General features: G+C 71.2%; 14 protein-coding genes, 1 tRNA gene and 2 pseudogenes. 9 read left to right on the top strand and 8 right to left on the bottom strand.

All coding sequences use genetic code 11. From position 1 onward, the window contains the following. Nucleotides 1-17: 17 nt before the first annotated feature. A complete protein-coding gene (locus tag IF88_RS0117930) occupies nt 18-1,214 on the top strand; it encodes an aminotransferase class V-fold PLP-dependent enzyme (protein WP_037806210.1) in 1,197 nt (398 codons plus the stop codon). On the opposite strand, the gene cobF is transcribed toward IF88_RS0117930, so the two are convergent. Continuing rightward, entirely contained in the window at nt 1,201-1,953 is a 753-nt protein-coding gene (gene cobF, locus IF88_RS0117925) for a precorrin-6A synthase (deacetylating) (protein WP_030712701.1), read from the bottom strand. The genes IF88_RS0117930 and cobF overlap by 14 nt on opposite strands. Before the next feature lie 18 nt (nt 1,954-1,971). Between cobF and IF88_RS0117920 the strand changes: the two genes are divergently transcribed. Genes IF88_RS0117920 through IF88_RS0117905 form a run of 4 tightly spaced genes read left to right on the top strand, consistent with a single transcriptional unit; the run spans nt 1,972 to nt 5,264 of the window. Next, entirely contained in the window at nt 1,972-2,727 is a 756-nt protein-coding gene (locus IF88_RS0117920) for a (Fe-S)-binding protein (protein ID WP_030712698.1), read from the top strand. Nucleotides 2,728-2,744: 17 nt separating this feature from the next. Then, entirely contained in the window at nt 2,745-4,217 is a 1,473-nt protein-coding gene (locus tag IF88_RS0117915) for a lactate utilization protein B (RefSeq protein ID WP_420710988.1), read from the top strand. Then, entirely contained in the window at nt 4,214-4,864 is a 651-nt protein-coding gene (locus IF88_RS0117910) for a LutC/YkgG family protein (protein ID WP_030712693.1), read from the top strand. Before IF88_RS0117915 ends, IF88_RS0117910 begins: the two co-directional genes overlap by 4 nt. A 4-nt stretch (nt 4,865-4,868) precedes the next feature. Then, nucleotides 4,869-5,264 carry a VOC family protein gene (locus tag IF88_RS0117905; RefSeq protein ID WP_030712691.1) on the top strand — a complete coding sequence of 132 codons (396 nt, stop codon included), beginning with the start codon at nt 4,869-4,871 and terminating at the stop codon, nt 5,262-5,264. Here the strand turns inward: IF88_RS0117905 and IF88_RS0117900 are convergent. Next, a complete protein-coding gene (locus IF88_RS0117900; protein ID WP_078892974.1) occupies nt 5,241-5,774 on the bottom strand; it encodes a DUF309 domain-containing protein in 534 nt (177 codons plus the stop codon). The two genes, IF88_RS0117905 and IF88_RS0117900, sit on opposite strands and share 24 nt — an antisense overlap. Nucleotides 5,775-5,833: 59 nt before the next feature. Here IF88_RS0117900 and IF88_RS0117895 point away from each other — a divergent pair. After that, nucleotides 5,834-5,907, top strand: a tRNA-Pro gene (locus IF88_RS0117895). A gap of 421 nt (nt 5,908-6,328) precedes the next feature. Here IF88_RS0117895 and IF88_RS0117890 read toward each other — a convergent pair. Beyond that, on the bottom strand, nt 6,329-6,700 hold the full coding sequence (locus IF88_RS0117890) for a MerR family transcriptional regulator (protein WP_030712687.1): 372 nt from the start codon (nt 6,698-6,700) through the stop codon (nt 6,329-6,331). Between the two features lie 26 nt (nt 6,701-6,726). Beyond that, a complete protein-coding gene (locus tag IF88_RS0117885) occupies nt 6,727-7,494 on the bottom strand; it encodes an SDR family NAD(P)-dependent oxidoreductase (RefSeq protein WP_030712685.1) in 768 nt (255 codons plus the stop codon). Between the two features lie 201 nt (nt 7,495-7,695). On the opposite strand from IF88_RS0117885, the gene IF88_RS0117880 reads away from it, so the two are divergent. Next, nucleotides 7,696-7,983 carry a hypothetical protein gene (locus tag IF88_RS0117880; protein WP_158754441.1) on the top strand — a complete coding sequence of 96 codons (288 nt, stop codon included), beginning with the start codon at nt 7,696-7,698 and terminating at the stop codon, nt 7,981-7,983. Between the two features lie 449 nt (nt 7,984-8,432). On the opposite strand, the gene IF88_RS47280 is transcribed toward IF88_RS0117880, so the two are convergent. The 3 genes and pseudogenes from IF88_RS47280 to IF88_RS0117865 all read right to left on the bottom strand — a co-directional run. Beyond that, nucleotides 8,433-8,879, bottom strand: a complete 447-nt coding sequence (locus IF88_RS47280; protein WP_199808090.1) for a hypothetical protein — start codon at nt 8,877-8,879, stop codon at nt 8,433-8,435. 746 nt (nt 8,880-9,625) lie between these two features. Continuing rightward, entirely contained in the window at nt 9,626-10,903 is a 1,278-nt protein-coding gene (locus IF88_RS0117870) for an IS701 family transposase (protein WP_078892956.1), read from the bottom strand. A 123-nt stretch (nt 10,904-11,026) separates the two neighbouring features. Further along, nucleotides 11,027-11,299, bottom strand: a pseudogene (locus IF88_RS0117865) (transposase); the annotation flags it as partial. 63 nt (nt 11,300-11,362) lie between these two features. Here IF88_RS0117865 and IF88_RS40465 point away from each other — a divergent pair. After that, nucleotides 11,363-12,569, top strand: a pseudogene (locus IF88_RS40465) (IS3 family transposase). Between the two features lie 108 nt (nt 12,570-12,677). After that, a complete protein-coding gene (locus tag IF88_RS0117850; RefSeq protein WP_030712675.1) occupies nt 12,678-13,118 on the top strand; it encodes a hypothetical protein in 441 nt (146 codons plus the stop codon). Between the two features lie 982 nt (nt 13,119-14,100). On the opposite strand, the gene IF88_RS0117845 is transcribed toward IF88_RS0117850, so the two are convergent. Further along, nucleotides 14,101-14,400, bottom strand: coding sequence for a hypothetical protein (locus tag IF88_RS0117845; RefSeq protein ID WP_030712673.1), 300 nt, complete (start codon nt 14,398-14,400; stop codon nt 14,101-14,103). Nucleotides 14,401-14,562 lie beyond the last annotated feature (162 nt).

The following is a 14,562-nucleotide window of genomic DNA, read 5'->3' as shown; positions in this document are numbered from 1 at the left end:
GCACACCCGGAGGTCGCATGCCCGAGCCGACCCGCTCAGCCCCTTCCCCCGCCGAGCCGCCCGCAGGGCACCCCGCCGGGTTCCCCGGCGGGCCCGCCCTGTTCCGCCTGGACCCCCGCGTCGCCCACCTGAACCACGGCTCCTTCGGAGCCGTCCCCCTGCCCGTCCAGGAGACCCAGGCCGCGCTCCGCGCCGAGGCACACGCCGATCCCGACGCCTTCTTCCTCTCCGTCCCGGACCGCCTCGCCGCGGCCCGCGCCCGGATCGCCGCGCACTTGGCCGCCGACCCCGACGGGCTCGCGTTCGTCTCCAACGCCACCGAAGGCGCCAACCTCGCCCTCGACGCGGTCCCGCTCGCCGACGGCGACGAGATCCTGGTGACCGACCACGGCTACGGCACCGTCGTCGCGGCCGCCGCCCGCCGCGCCCCGGTCACCACCGTCGCCCTCGATCCCCACCTGCCCGACGAGGACGCCGTACGCGAGACCGTGCTGGCCGCGCTGACGCCCCGTACGCGGGTGGCCGTGCTCGACCACATCAGCTCGCCCACCGCCCGGATCATCGCCTCCCCCCGGCTCCTCGCCGACCTGCGGGAGCGCGGGGTCACCACCGTCGTCGACGGCGCGCACGCCCCCGGCATGCTCGCCCACCCCCTCGCCGGCGGCGCCGACTTCTGGTTCGGCAACCTCCACAAGTGGGGCTACGCACCTTCCGGCAGCGCGGTCCTCGCCGTCGCACCGCAGCACCGCCCCCGCGTCCGCGCGCTCGTACCGTCCTGGGAGGACCACCACGGCTTCCCTCGCTCCGTCGAGAACCGCGCCACCGCCGACTACACCGGCTGGCTCGCCGCCCCCGACGGACTGGACCTGATCGAACGCCTCGACGCGGCCAAGGTCCGGGCCCACAACAGCGCCCTCGCCGCCCACGGCGCGGCGCTGCTCGCCGACATCCCCGGGCTCACGCCCCTCCCGCACACCGACGGCCTCGCCATGCGCGCCCTGCTGCTGCCGCCCGGCGTCGCCGAGACCCCGGACGGCGCCCGCGCCCTGCGCGAGGAGCTCGCGGCACGGCTGCGCGTGCGCGTGCTGATCTGGCCCCGGCAGGGCGGCGGCGGCATCCGCGTCTGCGGGCAGATCTACAACCGGCCCGGGGAGTACGCCCGCCTCGCCGCCGCCCTGCCCGAGTACCTCGGGCGGGCCGTCAGCCGCGCCTGAGCAGGTACGTGTCCATGATCCAGCCCTTGCGGGCGCGGGCCTCGGTGCGCAGCTCCTCGATCCGCCCCGCGACCTCCGCCAGCTTCCCCGAGACCAGGATCTCGTCCGGGGTGCCCACATAGGCCCCCCAGTAGATGTAGAGGTCCTGGTCCAGGTGGGCGGTGAAGGCGTGCCGCGCGTCCAGCATCACGACCACGTCGTCCACGTCGTCCGGCCAGCCCTCGGCGAGCCGGCGCCCGGTGGTGATCTGGACCGGGCGTCCGACCCGGTTCAGATTGGTCCGGTGCCGCGCCAGCAGCGCGGAGATGCTGCTGATGCCCGGCACGACCTCGTGCTCGAAGGCCACCCGGCCGTGCTCCAGCACCTCGTCGAGGATCGCGAGGGTGGAGTCGTACAGGGAGGGGTCGCCCCACACCAGGAACGCCCCGGTCTCGCCCTCCGCGAGATCCTCCGCGATGAACCGCTCGAAGATCTCGGCGCGCGCGCTGCGCCAGCCGTCCACCGTCGGCGTGTAGTCGGCGGGGGTCCGGTCCCGGTCCGGGTCGCGGCCCTCCACCAGCCGGTGGCCGGGCCGGGCGTGCGCGTCGAGCATCGCCCGCCGCAGCCCGGTCAGGTCCGCCTTCTCCTCGCCCTTCTCCAGGATGAGGAATGCGTCCGCCGCGCCGATCGCCCTGACCGCCTGGAGGGTCAGATGGTCCGGGTCGCCCGCGCCTATGCCGATCACTGAGAACTTCTTCACCCGGCTATTCTGCCCGTCATGCGCGTCGCCCTGTTCGTCACCTGCGTCAACGACGCGCTGTACCCGCGGACCGGCGTCGCCGTCGTACGTCTGCTGGAGCGCCTCGGCGTCGAAGTGGACTTCCCGGCGGCCCAGAGCTGCTGCGGGCAGCCGCAGTACAACACCGGCTACCGGCACGAGACCGAACCACTCGTCCGGCGTACCGCGGAGGCCTTCGCCGGCTACCCGTACGTGGTCACTCCCTCCGGCTCCTGTGCCGCGATGATCCGCGAGCACTACCCGCGCATCGGCCGGAAGGCGGCGGCGGAGGGACGCGGCACCGCGCTGGCGGAGGCGGCGCGGTCCCTGGCGCCGCGGGTCTACGAGCTGACCGAGTTCCTGGTCGACGTGCTCGGGGTGACCGACGTGGGCGCGTACTTCCCACACACCGTCACCTATCACCCCTCCTGTCACGGTCTGCGTGGTCTTGCACTCGGGGACCGGCCGCGCCGGCTGCTGGCCGCCGTCAAGGGCCTGGAACTGGTCGAGCTGCCGGGCGCCGAGGAGTGCTGCGGATTCGGCGGCACCTTCGCCGTCAAGAACCCGGACGTGTCCACCGCGATGGGCACCGACAAGATCACGGCCGCGGCGGCCACAGGCGCGCAGGTGCTGTGCGGGGCGGACAACTCCTGCCTCGCCCACCTCGACGGGCTGCTGCGCCGCGCGGACGCCCCGCTGCGGGCCGTGCACCTCGCGGAGATCCTGGCCGCGACCGAGGAGGAGCCGCTGTCGTGACCGGAGTCCACCTGGGCATGCCCGCCTTCCCCGCGTTCCCCGGGGCGGCCCGCGAGGCCGTACGGGACGAGGTGCTGCGCGCCAACCTCCGGAACGCCACGCACACCATCCGCGACAAGCGGGCCCGGGCCGTCGCCGAACTGGCGGACTGGGACCGGCTGCGCGCCGCGGGCAAGGCCGTCAAGGACCACACGCTGCGCCATCTCGACCGCTACCTGCTGCAGTTGGAGGCGGCGGTGACGGCCGCCGGCGGCACCGTCCACTGGGCCGCCGACGCGGACGAGGCCAACCGGATCGTCACGGACCTCGTCCGCGCCACGGGCGAGCGGGAGATCGTCAAGGTCAAGTCGATGGCCACCCAGGAGATCGGGCTCAACGAGGCCCTGGAGGCCGCCGGGATCGCCGCGTACGAGACCGACCTCGCCGAACTCATCGTGCAGCTCGGCCACGACCGCCCCTCCCACATCCTGGTCCCGGCGATCCACCGCAACCGGGCCGAGATCCGCGACATCTTCCGCGCCGAGATGGGGAACTGGGGACGCCCCGCGCCCGAACCGCTCGACGACGACCCGCGGGAACTCGCCGAGGCGGCGCGGCTGCACCTGCGCGAGAAGTTCCTGCGCGCCAAGGTCGCCGTCTCCGGCGCCAACTTCATGGTCGCCGAGACGGGCACGTTGGTCGTCTTCGAGTCCGAGGGCAACGGCCGGATGTGCCTGACCCTGCCCGAGACCCTGATCTCGGTCGTGGGCATCGAAAAGGTCGTCCCGACCTTCCGGGACCTGGAGATCTTCCTCCAGACACTGCCGCGCTCCTCGACGGCCGAGCGGATGAACCCGTACACGACGATGTGGACGGGGCTGGGCCCTTCGAGAGGGGCGAACGGCGACGGCCCCTCCGCCTTCCACCTCGTCCTCCTCGACAACGGCCGCACCGACACCCTCGCCGACGAGACCGGCCGGCAGGCCCTGCGCTGCATCCGCTGCTCCGCCTGCCTCAACGTCTGCCCGGTCTACGAACGCGCCGGCGGCCACGCCTACGGCTCCGTCTACCCGGGCCCCATCGGCGCCATCCTCAGCCCCCAACTGCGCGGCACGGGCAGCGCGATCGACGCCTCGCTGCCCTACGCGTCCACCCTGTGCGGGGCCTGCTACGAGGTCTGCCCGGTTGCCATCGACATCCCCGAGGTCCTCGTCCACCTGCGCGAACGAGTGGCCCAAGGCGGCCCGGTGACCCGGGACGGCATCCGCGTACGGATCCGCCCGGCCCACGGCCACACCGCCGAGCGGGCCGCCATGCGCGCCGCCCGGCTGCTCCTGGACCATCCGGGCGCGCTACGGGCGGGGGAGCGGCTGCTGGCCCGCGCCCGCCGGCTGGCGCCGCGCCGGCTCCCCGGACCGGGGCGGGCCTGGACCGACAGCCGCGAGCTGCCCTCCGTACCCGCCGAATCCTTCCGCGACTGGTGGGCCCGAGAACGGGGGAACCCGCAGTGACCAGCAAGGACCGCATCCTGGCCCGCATCCGCCGGGCACTGCCGGAGCCGGAGCGGCCTTCCGGCGCGGAGCCCCTCGGGGACATCCCGCGCGACTACCTCCACGTGCACGGTGACCGCACCCCGGCCGAGAGCGCCGACCTGCTGGCCGCGCACCTGTCCGAGTACCGGGCGAAGGTCCACCGCACCGACGGGGCCGGCCTCCCGGCGCTCCTCGCCCGGCTGCTCGCCGCGCGCGGAGCCCGGACCGTCCTCGTCCCGCCCGCCCTGCCCGCGCACTGGCTCGCGGCCGCCGACGCGGCCCTCGTCCAGGACCGCGCCGAGTCCACCCCGTACGAACTGGACGCCGTCGACAGCGTGGTGACCGGCTGCGCCCTGGCCGTCGCCGAGACCGGCACGATCGTCCTGGACGGTGGCCCGGACCAGGGCAGGCGCCGCATCACCCTGATCCCCGACCACCACGTCTGCGTGGTCCGCGTCCCCGAGCAGCTGGTCGACTCCGTCCCGCAGGCCCTCGCCCGCCTCGACCCCACCCGCCCCCTGACCTGGATCTCCGGCCCCTCGGCGACCAGCGACATCGAACTGGACCGGGTGGAGGGCGTCCACGGCCCCCGCACCCTGGAGGTCGTCCTCCTCGGCGCACAATAGGGTCATGCCCTCCCACATCGCCCTCACCGCCCTGGTCGTCAACGACTACGACGAGGCCATCGACTTCTACACCCGCGCCCTCGGCTTCGACCTCGCCGAGGACACCGCGCGCCCGGACGGCTCCCGCTGGGTCGTGGTCCGCCCGCCCGGCGCCACCGAAAGCGCCCTGCTGCTGGCCCGCGCCAAGGACGAGTCCCAGCGCTCCCGGGTCGGCGACCAGACCGGTGGCCGCGTCGGCTTCTTCCTCTACACCGACGACTTCGCGCGCGACCACGCCCGGATGACCGCCGAGGGCGTCCGCTTCCTGGAGGAGCCGCGCCACGAGTCGTACGGCTCCGTCGCCGTCTTCGAGGACCTGTACGGCAACCGCTGGGACCTACTCCAGCCCGCCGCCGGCTAGCCGCGGCGCCTCCCGTACGGGATCGACCGCCGCCCCGCCGCCCTCCACCCGCCCGGCCAGCTCCCGCGCCCACCGCACCAGCCCCGGCACGTCGATCCCGTACGGCCCTCCGGCCAGCCCCTCGATCCCGGCGGCGCCGCGCCGCAGCAGCCGCGCCCCGCCGACCGCGTTCCCGCGCGCGGCGTGCGTCAGCCCGACCGCCAGCTGCGCCAGCCCCCGCCAGAGCGGGGCGGCACCGTCGGGCCCCGACTTCCAGGCGTCCTCGAACACCTCGTGCGCGTGGAACGGCATGCCCGAATCCAGCAGCCGCTGCGCCTCCCGCACGGTCTCCCCGGGCGAGCGCACCACCCCCTCGGGTTGCCGCTCCACCCCGGCCTTCCCGTACGGCAACGGCCGCCCCAGCCCATCCCGGGGCCGCGCACTGCGCGCCCGTCCTTCGACATCCCGATCCCGTGCGTTCACCTCCCCATCCTCCCCTCCGGGAGTCACCCGTGCATGCACACCCCTCAGCGTGGGGTAATGTTCTGCATGTGCCACCGAGCAGGGGAAACCCCAGGTCGCGGGCACATCGGGACGTGGCGCAGCTTGGTAGCGCACTTGACTGGGGGTCAAGGGGTCGCAGGTTCAAATCCTGTCGTCCCGACTCGAAAGAGTCGCAGATCAGGGGCCGTTTCAGAGCAATCTGAAACGGCCCCTTGATCATTTTTGGGGACCGGCCGGGAACCAGTGGGGACCAGTTGGGGACCACCCCGCTTGGAAGGATCCCCCTCCATCAGGGCCGCCGACCGCGTCTCCCGGGCCCGCATCCACTGCTCGCTGACCCCGTGCTGGTGCGGGCCGCGTCCGGCTCCGGCTCCACCGCGTGTCCCCGGACGTTCCCAGGGGCGACAGCACATGGACACCAGGACGCGACCGCCCGGCCGCAGGGCCGTCGTTGTCACCGGGGCGGATGCGCAGTGGTCGTCCCGGCACACTGAGGCCGCGGACTTGACCAACCGCTGACGAGGCTCCGCGCCGGACCCGGCGACTCCGGGTTGCCCCGGCTTCTGCGGCGAGGCGGCCGTTCAGGCCGCTGGGTGGATCCGGCCATCGGTTGCCTGTCGAAACGCGGCTTCCAACCGGTCGCGGGCCTCGGTCTGAGCAGCGATCCGTTCGTTGAGGACCGCCAGCCGTTCCAACGCGACCCGCAAGCCCTTGTCCGAGGGCGGTGCGGCGGCCACATCGCCGTCCAGGCACGGGAGGAACACCCGCACGTCGTCCAGGGTGAGCCCGGCGGCCAGCAGGTAGCGGATATTGCGAACCCGCACCAACGCCCCTTCGTCGTAGATGCGGTAGCCGTTGGAAGCCCGCTGCGAGGAGATCAGCCCGGCCTGCTCGTAGTGCCGCACCGCACGGGCGGTTGTCCCGGTCACCCTGGCCAGCTCACCGATCCGCACCCGTCCCACCTCCCGGGCCCTTCCTATCACGCCACGACCGCTCCGCCGTCGACCGGGAGTACCACCCCGGTGACGAACGACGCGGCCGGTGCGGCAAGTTGGGTCACTGCCCAGGCCACCTCCTCGGGGCGGCCGATCCGGGCCAAGGGAGTGTGCGCCAGTTGCCACTCCCGCACCGCTGCCATCCGCTCCGGCGTCAAGCCCTGGTGCTCGCCGATGGGGGTGTCGATCGCGCCGGGCGCGACCGCCACCACCCGGATCCCGGCGGGTGCCAGCTCGACCGCCCAGCTGCGGGTCAGCAGCTCCAGAGCGGACTTGGTAGCCGCATAGACCGAGCTGCCGGGCCAGGCCCGCTGCCCCACCGACGTACTGACATTGACGATCACCCCGCCCGACTCCTCCAGGAGTGGCAGTGCAACCTGGGCCAGCAGGATGGGGGCGACGAGGTTGGTGGCAAGCTGAACCGTGATCGCCTCCGGCGTCAGCGTGCCGAGGGCGCCGCTGCGCACGATGCCTGCGTTGTTGACCAGCACGTCCAGCCGGCCGTGTGTCTCCAGCACGGCCCGGATGATCCGATCCGGCTCGCCCTCGGCGGTGATGTCGGCGGCCAGCGGCGTGATCCGGTCGTCCCCGGCCGCGGTCTCCTTGAGGTTCTCGGCCCGCCGGCCGATCGCGACCACGTGGGCGCCCTCAGCGGCGAATGCGCGGGCGGTGGCCCGCCCGATCCCGGTGCCGGCTCCGGTGACGGCGACGACCCTGTTGCTCTGCGGTGCGGTGCTGTTCATGCCGGTCATCGTGCAACCCTGCCGCCAGCGGCAAGGTCAAGCAGCGCCTGACGGCCGGTAGTCACCGCGGGTGGTCACCGGGGGGTGAGAGAGTGTGGGTGAGCGCATTTAGGCGGGCGCGCTGGAGGGTTGCCGTCCACTCCGGCGTCGCTTCCGCATCGGGTCTCGGACCGCGTGCTGTGGTCGGGTAGCCGGATCACGCTGGGCGGCGTGTGGCTGTTGATTTCGGAGTATGGGCAGGCCGCCGGGTTCCAGCTGCGGGCCTTGGCGCTCTACGAGGACGTCGGCGACCGGCTCGGGCAGGCCGAGGTACTGAACAGCATGGGTGCGGGACTGGCCGCGTCTGCCGGACCGCAGGTGGCACTGGCCTCGTGCCGGCGAGCGCTGGAGCTGGCACGTCGAGTTCAGAGTCCGCTGGAAGAGGCACGAGCGCTCGACGGCGCGGCCCGCTGCCTCGTCCGGGTCGGGGAATCGCAGCCTGCCCAGCCCATGGACTGATCACGCCGTTGGCGGCTGGTGACACGGTTCTTACCGGTACCCCAACGGGGGAAGGCCATCGTGTTGCGTTCCCGCGAGACGTTGATTCGAAGGGGAGAGGGCACCCGCGAGGGCCACGCCGACGAGAGGCCCTTGAGCCGGTGTGGCAGTCCGGGACTGGCTGCCGCAGCCTCAGGCGGGCGTCGCGGTCGAGGGTGGAGACCTGGTGGGTTCCCCTGTCGGCCAGGAGGCTGCGCTACTGACGGGTGGAAACAGCCGAGGTCGAGTCGTGAGAGGGCGATATGTGACTTGATGTCCGTTTGCGTGTCGCCTGATCGTGTGACTGTGGGGACTCCCGGCCGATCGACGAGTACACCTCAGGCCGGCGCGGCTGGGCGCCTACGTGCGCGCCACCCTGGGCGACGCCAAGGTCGCCGGTATCGGCAGCACCCCGCCGCCGGGTGGACCACCTACTTCGCCGTGGACAGCGCCGACGAGGTGTCACAGCGCGTCCACGAGTGCGGCGGCACGGCACCGGGGTGGCCGCACTGGCAGGTGCACTTCGCCGTCACCGCCGCCGACCTGACCGTACGCCAGGCCGTCGGGCTGGGCGGGCAGGTCCTCGACGGCCCGGAGGAGACCCGTACGGCCGGGCGGCCCGGCTCGCCGATGTACGCGGGGCCGTCCGGCAGGGCCGGAGTCGGTGTGGCCGGTGCCGGAGCCGTTTCGTCGGGCAGCTCCAGGAGCGTCTTGCGGGTGATCGTGATGTGCTCGGCGGCCTGGGCGAGTCCGTCCAGCAGCGCGGTCAGCTGCGCGATCTGCTCGTGCGCAGCCTCCGCTTCCACAGCAATCTGCCGCTCGCGGACCTCCAGACGTGCCAGCAGGGCACCGAGGGTCTGCTGCGGGTCGCCGCTCATGCGCCGTGCCAGGACGGGGTGGAGGCGCCGGTCAGCCGACGAGCCATCACAACACGGCGAACTCCGCGGCGAACCGTCTGGGCGCCGACGTCGGGGGCTTCAGGGTGCTGGATGTCGTTGGGAATTGGCGAACGCTTTCGGGAATCTTCTGGCTGTCGATATTCCGTCAATAGTCGAGTACGGCGAACTGAGGGAATGGCTCCTGGCTCAAGTAAGGGCCGGGAGAATTGAGATTCAGGAGAGTGCTATCTCCTCGGTCCACCAGCAGCAACTGCCGGACTTTCCGTAGATCTCGTACGATTTCCTGGGTGCGCGTCGAGAGATTTGGACGACGCCGGGAAGTCCCACCGGACATAGCCCCGGTGGGGCTTCTCGGGCTTGCTGGGCGGGTCTGACAGCAGTAGTTGACGGCAACGTCAGCGGACGGGCGCTGCACGAAGCGGTGGGCCGTCGCCGTCGACGGGCTCGGCGATGGCCTCCGAGGGGTTGTGGAGTACACGGCGGAGGAGGTCGATGGCGTCGCTGTGAAGGGGTGGGCTGGTGGCAGCGGGTGGGCGTCAGCCGGGTCGAGACTGTTGTTTCTGTCTGTGCCCTGTTGGGCTTCTGATCATGGCTGTCATGGGGTGACCAAGCTGCTGCAATGGGCTGCCTAATAGGACTCCGTTAGGTCGTTCTTGATCTTGGGGTGGTGTGTGGTCTTTTGGGGAGGGGCCGGTGGCAGGCGGTGCAGATACCGGTCCAGCACCTCAAGATGTCTTGGAGGGTGTCGAGGGTCTGGTAGAGAGTGAGGCCGGTCCTGGGACTTTTGGGGTCAGTCGTTGTTCGGTGAGGAAGGCCTGGGCGGCGGTGACGAGGGTGACGTGGTGGTGCCATCCTGGCCAGGACCGTCCCTCGAAGTGGTCCAGGCCCAGGCCGTGCTTGAGTTCTCGATAGTCGTGCTCGATGCGCCAGCGGACCTTGGCCAAACGGACCAGCTCGGTGATCGGGGTGTCGGCCGAGAGGCTGGAGAGCCAGTAGTCGCTGGGGGCTTCCGCGTGCTCCGGCCATTCGACCAGCAGCCAGCAGTCGGGCAGGACCCCGTCCCACCAGCCTTGACCGGAGGAAGCAGCGGCTTTGATCGGACGCTCAACGGCCTTGCCGGCGGGCCGGACGCGCATGGCGGCGAAGCGGGACTTCAGCCGGCCTCGGGTGCCCTGCCGCCAAGTGACGGTGGTGAATGCCTTCGGCCCGAGACCGGCGGCCAGGGTCGCCACCGACGGTGCGGGGTATCGGTAGCGAGGGGGCCAGCAGCCGACCGGCCCGTTGCGGGGCGGTGCTTCGGGCTCCGCGTCGAGCGGATGGGCACTCACGTCCGCTCGGACAGACAAGACGTAGTGGATTCCGCGGTCGGTGAGCGCGGCCCGGAAGTGTGCGTTGGTGCCGTAGGCGGCGTCCGCCACCACGACCGGGGGCCTCATGTCCCACTCGGCCAGCGTGTCGAGCATGTCCAGGGCCAGCCGCCATTTCTCGCGGTGCGTGACCTCGGACGGAACGCGGGTGGACGTCCTGCGGTCGTCGTCCGCTTCCCATGACCGAGGCAGGAACAGCCTCCACTGCAGTGGGCAGGAGGCGGTGTCGGTCGCGGCATGGACGCTGACCGCGACTTGGCAGTTGGCGCGTTTGCCCAGGGCTCCGCAGTACTGCGGAGCCACCCCGACCGACATTCTTCCGTTTTTGGGCAGCGACACGTCGTCGATCACCCAGGCCGTCGGAGCGATGAGCGGCAGCATGCGTTCACAGATCCGACGCTGCACCGGCACCGGATCCCAGGTGGACTGGTTCACGAACTGCTGCAGGTTCTGCTCGTTGCCGTCCGGCAGCCGACCGGCCATGGCCTGGATCGACTTGCGGCGGCCGTCCAGCATCAGGCCACGCAGGTAACAGTCGCTCTTGACCCGCTGGTCCTTGCGCCTCAGAGCGACAAAGACGTCAGCCACAAACAACGCCAACTCAGCCCGAACACCGTCCACTTCGCGTGTATCCACACATCCGACATGCCCGCCCACGAGCAGCCTGAACCGGAAGACCTAACGGAGTCCTACTAAGGCTTGTCCCGTAAATGATCTCTGAGTCGCCGGAGGCCGGGTGGTCGTGGTCGGGTTCGGTCGCTATCCGATGAGGGCGAGGTTGTGCAGGCGGGCTATGCCGAGCATGGCGTGGTGGACGCCGTCGCCTTTGAGGCGGCAGTCGCGGAGGATCTTCCAGGTCTTCATGCGAGCGAAGGTGTGCTCGACGCGGGCTCGGACTTGCTTGTGGGACTTGTTGTGGGCCTGCTTCCAGCCGGGCAGGTCTTCGCCTTTGCGCCGGCGGTGGGGCATGACGAGTCCGGTGCCCGGGTAGCCGCCGTCGGCGATGGTCATGGTCTTGCCGACGGCGGGCCTTGACCCCGGATTTTGGACGCCGGAGAGACTTGGATCTTGATGGTCCAGGAGAACGGAGTCCCCGTGGGGATGAAGCACTATCCCGCCGAGTTCAAGGCGGACGCGGTCGCGTTGTACCGGTCGAGGCCAGGAGCGACGATCAGGTCGGTCGCTGGTGATCTCGGGGTGAACACCGAGACGCTGCGGAACTGGATCCGGGCCGCCGACGGGCGACGGCCCGGCGCCCACTCCTCGCCGCCGGCTGCCGCGCAGGCCGACGGCGACGCCGTTCAGGTGGAGCTGGCCGCGGTGCGGAAGAGGATCCGCGAGCTGGAGGAAGAGCGCGACATTCTCCGCAAGGCGGCCCGGTATTTCGCAGGGGAGACGCGCTGGTGAACCGCTGCCAGTTCGTTGAAGATCATCAGCGCCGGTTCGGCGTCACGCGGTTGTGTTCGATGCCGGGTATCTCTCGCTCGAGCTTCTACTACTGGCGCCGCACCGCAGCGGCAAGGGCGGCCAGGCAGATCGCCGAGGCTGGGCTCGCGGCCCGGATACGCAAGGACACCAGGACTCCGACGGCACCTACGGAGCCCCCAGGATCACGGCCGAACTCCGCGACGAGGGGGAACGGATCAACCACAAGCGCGTCGCCAGGATCATGCGGACCATTGGAGTCGAGGGAGTCCGTCTGCGGCGTCGGCACCGGACCACCCTCGCGGACCAGGCGGCGCCGAAGGCGCCGGATCTGATCGGCCGTGACTTCACCGCGGCCGCGGTGAACACGAAGTACGGCGGCGACATCACATACCTGCCGGTCAGCGGCGCGAAGCCGCTCTACCTCGCCACCGTCATCGACCTCGCCTCACGCCGGCTGGCCGGATGGGCGATCGCCGATCACGTGCGAACCGAGCTCGTCATCGCCGCCCTCGCGGCAGCCCAGCGGACCCGCGGGAGCCTGACCGCAGCGGTGATGCACACCGATCACGGTTCCCAATATTCGAGTAGGGCCTTCGCTGAAATCTGCAGGTCAGCAGGGGTCCGGCAGAGCATGGGCGCGATCGGGTCCAGCGCGGACAACGCCGCTGCGGAAAGCTTCAACGCCGCCTTCAAGAGGGAGACACTCAAGGGCCGCAAAGGCTGGTCGAACGAGCGTGAAGCGCGACTGGACGCCTTCCGCTGGCTGACCCGATACAACACCCGCCGCCGGCACTCCCGCCTCGGCCAGCGGTCTCCGATTGCTTACGAGAACGACTTCCAACCAACAGCAACTACCCTGGCCCAAGCCGCATAGACGTGTCCAAGATCCGGGGTCAAGGCCCGTCGGCGGGGGCCGGCCGGTGTTGAGGCCTTGCCAGGGCCCTGGTGCGCGGGTGGCGGCCGGGCAGGTTAGTTTGCTCGAATGAGTCTTCTTGATGATGTGGCCGAGCGCGACGGCTGGCGGTGCTGGGTGTGTGACGAACCGGTCGACCCCGACGAGTCGGTGAACGACCCGCGGGGGCCCAGTGTCGACAGCCGGACCGCCGACCGGAAGGCCAAGGTGGCCGAGCGGCTCGCGCACCGCGGGTGCAACACCCGCAAGGGTGCGGTCAAGGTGGTCATCGCCTGGCCGGAGCGCCTGTACGTAGTCGAACCCGCACCGCTGATCGCCGTTGCCGAGAGGCTGGAGCGCAAGGGTGGCCGCGAGATGGTGGGCCGTTGTCCGACTAGGAAGGACGCCCACGAAGCGGCGGATTGGCTGGTGGACCGGTTCTCCCGACTGGTACCGGGGATGCCGGTGACCGCCGACATCCAGGCGGGCGGCGGCCAGTTCCTCGTCATCCTGGCCACTGGCCGCCGCTGACAGCGGATCTCAGGCGCACACTCGCGTCGAGGTGAGTCGGGTCCCTTGTATTTCGATGTCGGGAGCGGTTCTGACGTGCCGCCGGCCACGCACTGGTCGGCGTATGACGGCCGGGCCCGCCGCCCGCGCGCGGAGGCGTACCGGGCGGTGTGCGCGTGCGGATGGCGCAGCACCGCCGAGTACCGCTGGACTGGGCGACGGTCGGCGGCCGGCCGCGGTGCGAGGCGGACGTCGACCTTTCGGGACCGCTCGCGGACTGGACCGCGCACCTGACGGTTGTCCGCGACGCGGCCGTGCCGCTGCAGGCGAAATGCCCAGTACTGAGCCGTATGCAACACCCTTCAGATCCGTACGCGGGCCGGGGGCCGTCGTGTTCGGCATTTGGCTCGAGGCCCGGCCGCCTCGTGGACGCGACCCTCGTCCACTGACGCCACCGTCCGCGCTTGCGTCCCGGGTCCGCCCGTTCGCGCTCCACCACCACACCGGCCGCCGCGCCCCGCTGGCGGGCATGCTCGCCAGCGGCACCCGCAGCCACGACTGACGCCGGCTCGGGCGAGTGCGGGGAGTCGCTGGGTATCAGTCGCCTCCGCTGCCACCGCAGGAGGAGCCGCCACCGCAGGACGCATCGTTCCCACAGGAGAAGCTGACGCCGTCGTTCCTCCACGAGCGGGAACGTTGTTGAAGTTGCGGGGGCCTGCCGCCGAATGCGCCGCCGCGCCAGGCCTGGAAGAGCCCCCAGGCGAGACCGATCCCCACGACTACCAGGTATTCCATTTCCACTACCCCCCGTTCCTTCCATTCTTGCCTGCGCCGGTGATCCGCTGCTCGGGCGGCACGGAAGATGGTGCAGGTCGTCGGCCTCCGCGACGAGGCACGGGCCGTCTCACAGCGCTGCACACCGGACGCCTTGGCAGAAACCTACGCGCCGGTTCACCCGGCCTCAGCCACCGCCCTGAAAGGCCCACAGTACGAAGGCCACCGCCTACAGCACGACGGTCGCCAGGCGCGCGTACACCAGGGCCACGAAGACGCCCACCACGCCCAGGACCATGCCGCGGGCCTTTGCGCCTGTGCGCGATGGCGGCCACCAGGAGGCTGCCACCAGTGCCGCCGGAACGACGTACGGCAGGGCAAGCCACGCCGACGCATGAACGATCGGGGAGGAGCGGTAGCCCCACGCGCCACCCAGTGCCGCTGCCACGGTGAACAGGGCAGGTGCCAGCCACCACGGCGGGGTCAGGAGCCGCGCGGCCGGAGGCCTCGGGGGAGAAGTCGCGGTCATGAGCTCATTGCACCGACCGGAGTGCGCCGTACGCATGGGCGTACATACTCAGACGGCTTGGTCTTCGTACCCAGCACAGCGCTCCGGGGCCCGGCCTCTTGGCAGGCGCGGGAACTGCGTGTTCTGTCCGCCGCCGTGGTCGATCATCCGCACCGGGCCACG

Source organism: Streptomyces sp. NRRL F-2580 (assembly GCF_000720115.1).
Taxonomy (GTDB): domain Bacteria; phylum Actinomycetota; class Actinomycetes; order Streptomycetales; family Streptomycetaceae; genus Streptomyces.
This window is presented reverse-complemented; position numbering and strand designations above follow the sequence as displayed.